An 11,447-nucleotide genomic window follows, 5' to 3' on the forward strand; every position below is an offset into this window, starting at 1 on the left:
AGCATTGTTAATACACGGAAATACGCTTACTTTACAACATAACCTTCCCTTTTTTCGAGATGCGATTGCGGTGATCCAGTTGAATCCCTGTTAACCATTGTAAAAAAGCTGTCACTCCAATCTTAACAGTTTCTGGACGCAGCACTCCTTCCTTCGGGTCGGCGTAAACAAAATCAATATGACGAACCCCTTCATTTTCACCAATTAGTTTAAGAATATCAAACAATTCATAGGCCGTTAAACCACCTGGTGTTGCTGCCGGAACATCGCGCGCAAACATAATATCAAGAGCATCTAAATCAACGGAAACATAAATGCGATCTACCTCATACATAAGCTGACGTAGCATTTCGCGGATTGTGAGCTGAATACCATCACGTCGCATTTGCTTTAACGTAATCATATGAATCCCTTGCTCTCTTGCATAATGAATCATTTCAGGAGAATTAAAAAAGCCATGCAGACCGACATTATACACATGTTTCCCCTCCACAACCCCTGCTGCCATTAACTGATGGATTGGCGAATCTTGCGCTAAACCAACCTCCTCTTGATTTCTTGCATCTAGATGCGTATCAATTTGAATAATGCCAATCCGATCTTGTGGAAAAGCATTCTTTATGCCTTTTAGTGAGCATGCTGTAATGGCATGATCGCCTCCAATCAAACAAGTAAAGCTTTTTTGAAAGGCGATACTTAAATTTTCCGCCGCCGCCTCGATGGCCGATTCTGAAAGCATTCTATCTTGTTCATGAATCGCCACATCTCCTATATCAACGACTGATAGCGCACGTAAATTTATCTGCTCATCTAAATTATACGATTGAAAGCTTGGCCAAGCTTTCCGAAATGCTGTTGGGTATTGCGCTTTTGTTGAGGCTCCACTGGCATACGATAAATGAGCACCATATACGACAATATCCACATCATTCGGGTTCGGATTTAGCTGCTGCTTTATCCATTGATGCATCGCTGATCCATTTTCTTGCTTCCATTGGCATTCTGGTTGTATAAACATATTCATCTACCACCTTTATATCTTTTCTATTCAAGTTAAATTGACCTATACGAACTTACGCTCTCCCTAAAAAGTCTTAACATATATCCTCTATAGTAATAGTACCATTCGTACATTCAACTTCGTCACTGTTTTTCTTTTTTCCTCTTTTCTTTTAAATTTTCTCCTTATACAACAAAAGAGCAAACTAGAAATCAGTTTGCTCTGCCCATTTTATATGAATAAATATTTGTTTTTCGTCCCGAGTTGGTGTCTTTCACGAGAGTTACCACTATTTTAGAACGCTTGCTCTTCTTTATAAGCGGCTTTCTCACCTCGAGAGCTATTGGACCACTTTCATGAGCAAGCTACCCTTCGTAAAGAAGATGTGAACCCCAACTTTGTTTCCAAAAATTCTCTACTTTTAATAAAAGCACTCGAATCCTCTACTTCTGCTGTTTAGAACGACTTTCACAAAGTTCTGCTACTTCATACATGGAGTAACTTTGAAAATCATATTGACTGCGCAAGGTCTGAAAATAACTTAATAGCTCTTCTAGCATAGCTAAATTTTTATCAAGATGTTTGCCAAAATTATGAGGATGCCACCATAAATGATAAAATGCTTGTGCCTGAGCAGCCTCGAGCATGCCTTCCTTTATGCGATTTACTTTTAAACCCTCGAATACACGTAACGGACTACAATAAGGTCTTAAAAAGGCACTTGATCGAATATTAATTAGTTGGTCCTCTTGCATATCCTCCAGTGTAGCCATATGATGACCAGTTAGATTCCAATAGCTATCTAGCCACTTTTTGGCACCCAAAAGTCTCCCCTTTTTCGTAAACTTTTGGGCATCATACAGAACATGATTTTCGGTACCTCTGTAGCAAACATAGCCCGCTTCTAAACATGCTGCTAAATAATCTTTGTTTACTTGATTACGGGGAAAGACTATGGATTTCATCGGAGCAACATACCCCTCACTAATCGTTTTTGTCGCATGTAAGTCTGCGCAAAAGGCTGCTTCTGTTTGACCATTCTCTAAGCAATAGAAATGAGAAAAGGTATGACTTCCTATTTCCTGATGTGGTGTACGTTTAATCTCCTCAATTAATGATTTCCCAAAATGCAAGAGATCCTCTTGTTCATTTTCGCCTACTTTTGCTAGCTGGCTATGCGCCGCAAAGCGCATGTTATCATATTTCACAGGGATACCTCGTAAATAATGAGCCATTTCTGCCTTTGATTCTGCAAACAATAATCCGACTGTAGCCCAAGTCGCATGTATGTCATATTGCTCAAATAACGCTAGTATCCTGGGCAAGGCTTTCCGTACACCATAAAGGTTCTTATTATATTGTCCATATCGAAATACATCATGGACACCCCAATTCAGCTCAAAATCTAATGAAATAACGAGACCCCCACCATTCATGTAACTACTTCCTCCATTTTTGCACACCTAGTAACAGTGCACGTATTTTGGATTGAGTAATATAGCCTGAGTAAACATGGACAAGCTTGCCTCCAAAGCTTAATTTAAAGGCTCGTACATTTCGATTGTCCGTTAACTCACCCATATCATATAAAACAAACCCTTGTGCTTTTAGATGCAGTAGGTTATGCCAGATTAAAAAACGATTAGCATAACGGATTGGGCGTTTTAAATGAGCTGGCATAGCTGATGCATGACAAGTTGCCACATAATAGGACATCGCTTTTTTCTCATGTACAATATCTAATCGATAGCACAATGTTTGTCCACAAATACTTTGGATCTCAGATAATAATAATGCCCCCTGTTCGTTGAGGAGCATAATAGTTTCCATTTGCGACTTGCCAATCGCTTCAAGCTTTTTTCTTTTTGCAAAATGATTATAAAATTGCTGAAAGGCTCGTAAGTTCTCCAGGGATGGCTCTTTATACAAAATGACTTGATAAGATTCCTTTTGGGCACGTCGTAAAATTTTGCGATTGCCTTCAGAAAGCGCTAAATACAATGATAGCTCATGCTCTTGCAAATGAATGTGAATCGTTTCACTTTTTACAAGCTTTCGACTAGGTACCAATGAATGTGTATACCCTACGACTTTCATTGATTTTCGAAAATTCGCTGGTTTTTCTAAAAAATAAAAATGCTGCATTGCGATATTCCATCGCTTACTTTTAATGGACAGAATGAACATCGCCCCCACTCTCTGTATATTTTTCTACACGCTGTCGCTCAAAACGAGCGATTTTATAATGTTTCATTCGAGAAATAGGTTTATAGCCTAGCTGTACTAAACGTTTACGTTTCCGCCATTGCCAAAAGCTTGCTGTTACCCACAATGTTTGTGCTGGTTTTATTTTTCGGAAATACGCTGTAATAATATCGATTTGTTTGAAAACATCATAGGCTAAAAAATAGGTTTCCTTCGGTAAGGCTTCTACAATTTTCATTGAATCTACACGCCAATTGGAGGCATGTAACGCAAAGGCTGGCTTATTCGTTTCCGCAAAGGAGTCTTTATAGATCTTATAGCCCTTATAATAAAGAGCAATGACTTCTTCCTGATCAAGCTGCATCGCTTCCTGAATGGACATTTCTTCAAATAAATTACCTACAGGCTGCTGTGGCGATACGTCCTCTAATGGGGATAATTCATACAGCTCCACTTGTTTCAAACGAATACATTTTTCTACGAATTGTTGTCCATATTCTAGCCAATCTTTTATCTTTCCATACTTTACTAAATAACGTAAATAGCCCAGTGTATTACGCTTCCAGTCCACAATTCGTTGATTGCCCTTTACGTGTTCTTTGAGCCGTTCCTTTAGCGTCAAAAAACCTGCCAATAGATTTGTACGTTTCGTACCACTGCTAGCAAGCATATGCCTCGTAAAATCAATGCTAGAACGCCAATCAAATTTATAAGGCTCATAGCCAATGCTCATATCAAATAAGTTATAGTTTGCTGCAAACGTTCGCTGAATGGTTTCCTGATTGACTATACGACCAGCACCAAATAAATTGAAGGTTGGCTCATGTGCCAGAGCATAAGTTACATAACGACCACGACAGCCAAGACCATAGGTGAAAGCAATCCACTGGTTTTCAAAAACAAGTGCATCGACCTCCACCTGTAATGCCTCTCCTTTTAGCATTGTAAGACGCTCAAAAAAATCTCTTTTCTTGCCCTTTGTAAAATCACTTGTATCTAGCTTCTTTGCCCAGCGTCTATCAAACAACCGAAACATTTGCCAAAGCTCGTCCTGTGATGGCTCACGCCTTGTTAAGGAGCCTAAATTTCGGAGCTTTCGTTCGCGACGATCAACACCATGCATTTTTCGCCGTTGCTGGAAATGATGCTGAAAATCTACTTCTGAAAAGGCGAGATAGGGTGTCACAACACGGAAAATACTTGTACGTAATTGTCGCTCTACAAAGTATTGCTCCACGACTTTTGTAGACACTTTACTTTCTAATAAGCCATGCAGTGAAAAAACAATATGCCGATGCCTCTTAATCAGTTCATCAAATACGAAGGTCGTTGCTTGTGGTAACCATTGATGTTTGGCAACAACCCCTGTATAGTTAGCAATATTTTCACCTGCAAAGGCATACACTCTTATCCCCCATCGAACAGATACCTTAAAGGGGAAAAACGCAATGATTGTCCCGTCATGTTCAATGGCGTAAAGCTCAACTCGTTCTTTACGCCCTACAATTTGCCACCAATTATAAAACCAAGCAAATTCTATAAACGGGTTATCATTGTCCTCTGCTTCTAAAATGGCATCCCAAATTTCCTTGTACCACATAAGCTCATCATCTGTTCTAATGCGAATTAATTGCAATTTAATCCCCTTTCTTCACAAGTTCTGAAACAGCCTGTTGATACACTGTTACTGTTTTTTGATACATGGGGATAAACGTGAAATCCTGCAAGTAACGACGTTCACTTGCATTCCCCATTTGTTGCCTTAAAATAGTATCCATTAACAATGTACGAAGCCTCTTCTTCAATAATTCATATTCTTCTCTCCCTACTAAAAATCCATTATCCTTATCTGCAATAAGTTCGTTCACACCACCTACATTTGTTGCAATAATTGGAAGACCTACACGCATTGCTTCAATGATAGAAATCGGCAAGCCTTCCCAATCTGACAACAATACAAATACATGGCTCTTCTCTAGATATGAATGAACGTCTAATTGATTGCCTAAAAAGGTTACACGATTCGTTAAACCATGCTGAACAACGAAACCCTCAAGAGCTGGACGTAAAGAGCCATCCCCAATTAATTGAAGATGCCAAGATAGATCTGTGAGCTCTGCTAATGCCTTTAGTAAAATATCCTGTCTTTTTGGCACTTCAAAACGAGCAACCATGATAATGATTGGCTGCTCCACGAATGTCTTTTCAGTTGCCTTGCTTCTCTCAATTCGATCAATTCCATTATGGATGGTCAGCAATTTATGAGCGGGCGCAACCTTTTCCAAGAGGGCTAGTTCCCGATCATATTCAGATACTGTAATTATTTTTGTTGTGAATGGCTGAACCGATTTTTCCACCCGATGATAGAGTAGCTTTTTCTTGCGGGGAACACCTTCTGTAAAACTCCAGCTATGTGCAGTAAAAACAGTTGGGATACGTAGTAAACTGCCAACGACACGACCTATTACACCTGCCTTAGATGAATGGGTGGCTACAACATCAGGTTGTATTCGTTTGAAGATTGCTCTTAATTGCCAAAATGTTTGAAAGTCTTTCGTTACATGAATATTTCTTTGCAAGGTAGGGATGGTGATCACTGGAATTTGTTGTTCTTGTAAGCACCATAATGAGGGCTGATAGGAACCTGTCACGACAGTGACTTCATGCCCATCTTGTTTGAGCTGGATAGCAAGTGCCTCCACATGCTTTTGTGCTCCTCCCACTTTATCCATTCGTGTAATAAGCTGAACAATCTTCAGTCTAGCCACTCCTTATTTCTTTAATAGGCACCTGTTCTTGCTACTACGACATAAAGTGTCTTCAACACAATTTGAACATCCATCCAAAAGGAATAATTTTCAACGTATTCAACATCATAAGAAATTTTTTGTCCATGTGAAATATTCGACCTACCGTTAATTTGGGCAAGACCCGTTAAGCCGGGTTTTACCTTCAGACGCCTGGCCTGTAGCGGGTTATACGCATTTGTAATGGTGGGAACCTCTGGGCGTGGTCCGACAATGCTCATCTCACCCTTTAACACATTTAAAAGTTGTGGAATTTCATCAATACTGAGCTTTCGAAGGATAGCACCCACTTTTGTAATCCGTGTATCTTGCTCTGTTTTAAAATAATAATCATCAGGGATACCGTCAGCACAAATAGCAGGCATATTCACTGGAATTGCTTGAATACACATGGTTCGTAGCTTCCAAATCACAAAGCGGTGATGATCGAGGCCAGTTCTTATTTGTTTAAAGAAAATAGGGCGACCTGTCGTCATGAGTAAAATGAGGAATACTATTAGCATAAGAGGGATTGTCATGAAAAGTAAAAATAATGCTCCAACTATATCAAATATTCTTTTGCCGTACTGACCATAGAATGTGAGATTCTGAGCTGTCTGAACGTGCAATACATCATCCTTTGCATTTTTTTAGCACTTATCACTATATATTCATTTTGAACATTTCTAGAACTATTAAAAAAAAGTGCCTCCTTTTATAAAAAAAAGAGTTATATCAGCGACCTATGCTGAATAACTCTTTTTGCCTTATTATATGCTTGCTTCCAAAATTTGAACATCACATTCAATCATAACGTTACCTTTTAACGCTTTACTAATCATACACGTTTGTTCCGCCTTTTGTGCTAAACGTTCCACTCTTTTTGCAAGTTGTTCTGATAATGCTTGGACAACAATCCTTGGGTTATGCACAATTTTCTCATAAGTAAATACACCATTTTCTACACTGACAAACCCATGCGCTTGCATGGATAATTGCTGCACCTCAATTTCTGATCTTTCAAGGAGGGCTGCTAATGTAATTAAATAACACGTTGCCGCTGCCCCTAACAGCATTTCATCAGGATTTGTCCCAATGCCAGGTCCATTCATTTCCTGAGGAATAGAAATTTCTGTTTGCAAATTGCTTGCTTTGATTTTCCCTGTACCATTTCTTCCCTCTGCCCATGTTAAATCCATTGTAAATTTATGCTGAACCATTCTATATCCTCCTTCTGGAGATGAGTATTCCTTTTATTCAACTATTGCTGTGTTTTTTTCTGCCTCAACATGACGACCTTTTTTAGTTACGGTTTGATACTCAGCAAGGCGAGCCGTTGTACGCCAATAGTGATAAATAAGGCGATCAAGCCACAGTAAAGCCTCCACTTTCGATACGGCTGTCTCTAACTCTACCACATTTTCAACAGTATGCTCGAAGTACGCATTTCGTTTGTCACGTCGAACTGCCGCCATTTCGGAGGATGTAACCTCAAGCAGAGTTGCAATCTCAGGTAAACGCTCATCCTCATCGATAATCAATAGAACTTTTTCCAATACCTCTAACCATTTTTGAGTTAACGTCACCTGCAATTGGAAGGCATTGGGGTTCTGCTCACGTAATGCCTTAGATAGACGGTACAAATGATCTAAAGCATGTAAAAGTGCTATATGCTTAGAACGTTCCTTTTGCGAAGAAGATTGTATAGCATCCATAAATAAACGTGTTTTTTCAATCGCCTCATCAATTTGAGCTAATTGACTGTCTATTTCGGCTGTTCGTTTTTTCCCTTGTATAAGGATAACAATGACAGTCGTCAATTCCTTGGTAATGTCCTGTAACGTATTGAAGGATACTTCTACAGCTACCCCTGGTAATTTAGCTACACTATCATCTAAATTCCGTGTTAAATGATTTCCTTTTTCAGGAATCATTTTTTCAATAGCCTTTGCGAAAGGGCGTACAAAAGGCACAAAAAGAATGGCTCCGATGACACTAAATAATGTATGGAAAACAGCAATGCCTAATGTTTCATCGAAGCTACCATTGATGGATTTCGTGACAAATTCGGTTAGAGTGAACATAAACGTTGCACCAAATGTTACTAGAATAGCCGTTACTACGTTGAACAATACATGTGTCACGGCTGTTCGTTTAGCAGCTGTTGATGCACCAATTGCAGCAAATAATGCTGTAGCAGTCGTACCAATATTTTGGCCAATAACTAAATAAGCTGCCTGTTCAAAATCAATAGCGCCTGCATATAAAGCTGTTAAAGTGGCGGCGATTGCGGCACTAGAAGCCTGCATAATAACTGTCATAATAAGACCTAAAACAATTAAAATTAGTATTCCACTAATAGAATTTGCACTAAATGCATCGAATGGAATTTTATCCTGTACAGCTGCCATTCCTCCCTGCAGGACATCAATACCTAAGAATAATAATCCAAAACCAGTAACTAGCCCACCAACTGCTTTGTAGTCACGAGGAGCAAGCAATTGCACAAACACACCAAGAGCAATGAAAGGCAGTGACATTGTCTGCATATTAATTTTGAAGCCGATTAGTGAAATAATCCAACCAGTACTTGTACTCCCAATATTGGCGCCAATAATGACACCAATTGATTGGACAAACGTGAGGAGACCCGCACTGACAAAACCAATGGTAATCAAGGTAGTGGCGGTGGAGGATTGCACTAGCATCGTCATCAATGTTCCTGATAATACCGAACTAATGGTCCCACCTGTAAAACGATTTAGCCATTTTTTCAAGGCATCTCCTGCCAATTCCTTCAAACCGTTAGTTAGCATCGTCATCCCAAGTAAAAATAAACCGATGCCCCCTAGCACATTGATCAACCTATCAACACTCCCTACTAAATAATCTCTATTGATGCTCGACTCCTCTTTGGAGACATTTTATTTCTTCATCGTACCATTATTGAATTTGAGAAAATAGGGATGTTTTCCTTTAACGAACAAAATAATCCATAATTTTACGAAAAACAAGATGATAATTTTTATGGTAGAATAGAATAAATAATTATTTAGGAGATTTTCAAATGATTTTAACAAAGCAAGAAGCAATACAAGCACTTAAAAAGAATAAGTTTATCGGTTTTACAATTACAACAGGCAATATTATTATGAAAAAGATCAATAAAACCGAATATAATATTTTTGTCTTTGAAGAAGGGCGAGATAAACCTTTACGTTATGTTGGTTCTATTATGAACGTTATGGCGACCATGAGCGATAAAGCTTCTAATAAAGATTTTGTCATTGTTGAACAACTTCCAGCAGCAAGCAGCAATGAGGAATCGCAAACATCTAATCAACAGGCAGCAACAGAAGAAAAAGTAGCACCAGCGGTAGAAAAAGAAGAAACTGTAGCTGAAGGAACAGAAGAAAGCCGTGCTATTGCTGGCTATGAAGGGCTATATGAAATGACAGTGAGTGGTCGCATTTTAACGGTCCGTGAAAATCGTCCTTTAGCTCGTTGTAATGACGAATACGGCTTCCATATTGCACGACTAACGAAGGATGGCAAAGCATCCAGTCATAATGTCTTTGAGCTTTGGAAGCAAACATTCCCTGAACTTGAGCACACTCAATTCAAAGGTGCGTTAAAAGCAAAATATGGTACAGGCTGTAAACTAATCGATAAACCTGGTATCCATTTTTAATGAAACACCCTCAGCAAAAAAGCTGAGGGTGTTATTTTTTAGAATTAATATATTTTTCGCCATTTGAACAACTTCACAATGTGAATTTTGGCTACCTTATGGAACCCAGCATACTGAAGCTTGCGCCGCCTGTGTCCATCATACCATGAAGCGATTGTACAAACCGCTCTCCCTTCACGCTGCACATCAGCAACAATGTCAGCTAGTCGCTGGCTATCATATTCCCTGATAAAGGACATATTTTCTGGCAGCTCATAAGAATAGTCAAGCATTTCTTCAATTGCTATTTTATCGTGTCTCCTATATAAAACTTGATTGTTTTCCCCAAACAGCCGATAGCCCTTATAGAAACTTGCAACATAATGTGCTCGCTCATTCAGCGTCATGATATCCTTCATTGTTATCTCTTGAAAGTTTACTAATTCTTTTGCTTGATTTTGCCCTGCGATATAAACGTCTAATATATGAATGGCTAGAATTCGTTGGAGTCTGCTTGTTAAAGCCTTTAACCAATTTTTTGCACTGGCATTCTTCACAAAATAACGCAGTTCCCCTAGTCGATCTCTCTTCAATTTCACTAGCTGATGATTATTCGTTAATAGACCTTTCAGGCGATCACGAAATACCATCCATGTTCGAATAACACGCTCTTTGACCCCTTTTGTACTCATGACAAACTTCCTTGTGAAATCAATATGTGTATACCATTCAAACTTATATGGCTCATAGCCACTTCCTAAGTCATAATAACGATAGCCAGAGTCATGGGCTTTTAACATATTTTCTTTTTCTATGATGCGACCAGGACCAAATAGATTGAAATCAGGCTCATGTCCCATTGCCTGACAGAAGTTACGCTCTCTACAGCATAGATCAATGGTAAAAGCAATCCACTGCCCTTCAAATTGCAAATGATCTACTTCTACTCGTAATACCTTGCTGTTCGTTTTGGCTAATCGTTCATAAAATAAGCGAGTTTGCTTTGCTGTAAAACCACTTTTATCAATTTTCTTTTGCCATCTTCTTGTAAATAACGTAAACATATCCTGTATATGATTGTGCTTCACACTTTGAAAGACTACTTGACCAAGTGACCTTAATTTATGTTCACGACGCTTCAAGCCTTTGAATTTTTTCCGGTGCTTTTTCAAAAACTCATCCAATGAGATCGATTGAAAATCTATATAGGATGTTACTGTTCGAAATATAGAATAAGGCATCTGGTATTCTATGGCATACTTTTCAAGCGCTTGCGAGGTAATTTTACTTTCTAACAAGCCATGAAATACTAACAAATAACGCTTATATTTTTGGCTAAATTCCTTTATTAAATAAGCAATTGCCTGCTCTAGCCATCGCTTTTCTGCTATGACTTCCATATAGGTCGCAAATCCTTGTCCTATAAAGCTAAAATGATGGATTCCATACCTCACAGAATGAATGAACGGAAAAAAAGCAATGGCCATGCCTTCATTTTCGACTACATAAATCTCTACATTGTCATGAGCCCCTAGTGTTGTCCACCACGTTGAGATCCATTCGTATTCAATAAAAGGATTATTATTATGCTCTCGTTCAAGTATTCCTGACCAAGTACTTCTATAGGGCTCTAATGTTTCAATGTCCGTGATGAGTCTATAAGCTAGCAACGTACTAAATCGCTCCTTTTTCCGTTTTCATCGCCATACATTTAGTAGCCACTATATTCCTAGCAAGAAAGTGTTAGAACATTTCCCCAATGTAAAAACCCTTCCTCATCAGCGTG

Annotated in this window: 10 protein-coding genes; 1 reads left to right on the plus strand and 9 read right to left on the minus strand. The window is 38.9% G+C overall.

The window, feature by feature from the left end; translation table 11 throughout:
- Positions 1-31: 31 nt before the first annotated feature.
- The 8 genes from MKY46_RS18680 to MKY46_RS18715 form a co-directional block, all read right to left on the minus strand.
- Positions 32-1,024 carry an agmatinase family protein gene (locus tag MKY46_RS18680; protein WP_036119616.1) on the minus strand — a complete coding sequence of 331 codons (993 nt, stop codon included), beginning with the start codon at positions 1,022-1,024 and terminating at the stop codon, positions 32-34.
- A 419-nt stretch (positions 1,025-1,443) separates the two neighbouring features.
- Complete coding sequence (locus MKY46_RS18685; protein WP_036119612.1) at positions 1,444-2,436, minus strand: polysaccharide deacetylase family protein; 993 nt, start codon at positions 2,434-2,436, stop codon at positions 1,444-1,446.
- A 4-nt stretch (positions 2,437-2,440) separates the two neighbouring features.
- Entirely contained in the window at positions 2,441-3,187 is a 747-nt protein-coding gene (locus MKY46_RS18690) for a hypothetical protein (RefSeq protein ID WP_230593767.1), read from the minus strand.
- On the minus strand, positions 3,168-4,841 hold the full coding sequence (locus tag MKY46_RS18695; RefSeq protein WP_036119609.1) for a GNAT family N-acetyltransferase: 1,674 nt from the start codon (positions 4,839-4,841) through the stop codon (positions 3,168-3,170). The genes MKY46_RS18690 and MKY46_RS18695 overlap by 20 nt, the downstream gene beginning before the upstream one ends.
- A 1-nt stretch (position 4,842) precedes the next feature.
- Positions 4,843-5,973 (minus strand): glycosyltransferase family 4 protein, encoded by a 1,131-nt coding sequence (locus tag MKY46_RS18700; protein ID WP_170829883.1) that lies wholly within the window; start codon positions 5,971-5,973, stop codon positions 4,843-4,845.
- 11 nt (positions 5,974-5,984) lie between these two features.
- Positions 5,985-6,620: a sugar transferase gene (locus tag MKY46_RS18705; protein WP_036119603.1), complete on the minus strand. Its 636-nt coding sequence runs from the start codon at positions 6,618-6,620 to the stop codon at positions 5,985-5,987.
- Positions 6,621-6,761: 141 nt separating this feature from the next.
- Entirely contained in the window at positions 6,762-7,211 is a 450-nt protein-coding gene (locus tag MKY46_RS18710; protein WP_036119600.1) for an SACOL1771 family peroxiredoxin, read from the minus strand.
- A gap of 33 nt (positions 7,212-7,244) precedes the next feature.
- Entirely contained in the window at positions 7,245-8,846 is a 1,602-nt protein-coding gene (locus MKY46_RS18715) for a Na/Pi cotransporter family protein (RefSeq protein WP_230593771.1), read from the minus strand.
- 212 nt (positions 8,847-9,058) lie between these two features.
- Between MKY46_RS18715 and MKY46_RS18720 the strand changes: the two genes are divergently transcribed.
- Positions 9,059-9,682 carry a hypothetical protein gene (locus tag MKY46_RS18720; RefSeq protein WP_036119595.1) on the plus strand — a complete coding sequence of 208 codons (624 nt, stop codon included), beginning with the start codon at positions 9,059-9,061 and terminating at the stop codon, positions 9,680-9,682.
- Between the two features lie 44 nt (positions 9,683-9,726).
- Here MKY46_RS18720 and MKY46_RS18725 read toward each other — a convergent pair whose 3' ends face one another.
- A complete protein-coding gene (locus MKY46_RS18725; RefSeq protein WP_036119593.1) occupies positions 9,727-11,331 on the minus strand; it encodes a GNAT family N-acetyltransferase in 1,605 nt (534 codons plus the stop codon).
- Positions 11,332-11,447 lie beyond the last annotated feature (116 nt).

It is taken from the genome of Lysinibacillus sp. FSL M8-0355, from assembly GCF_038008985.1.
GTDB lineage: Bacteria > Bacillota > Bacilli > Bacillales_A > Planococcaceae > Lysinibacillus > Lysinibacillus fusiformis_D.

Coding starts and splice junctions, on each gene's coding strand:
- MKY46_RS18680 (WP_036119616.1), bottom strand. CDS start 1,024: ATGAATATGTTTATACAACCAGAATGCCAATGGAAGCAAGAAAATGGA.
- MKY46_RS18685 (WP_036119612.1), bottom strand. CDS start 2,436: ATGAATGGTGGGGGTCTCGTTATTTCATTAGATTTTGAGCTGAATTGG.
- MKY46_RS18690 (WP_230593767.1), bottom strand. CDS start 3,187: ATGTTCATTCTGTCCATTAAAAGTAAGCGATGGAATATCGCAATGCAG.
- MKY46_RS18710 (WP_036119600.1), bottom strand. CDS start 7,211: ATGGTTCAGCATAAATTTACAATGGATTTAACATGGGCAGAGGGAAGA.
- MKY46_RS18720 (WP_036119595.1), top strand. CDS start 9,059: ATGATTTTAACAAAGCAAGAAGCAATACAAGCACTTAAAAAGAATAAG.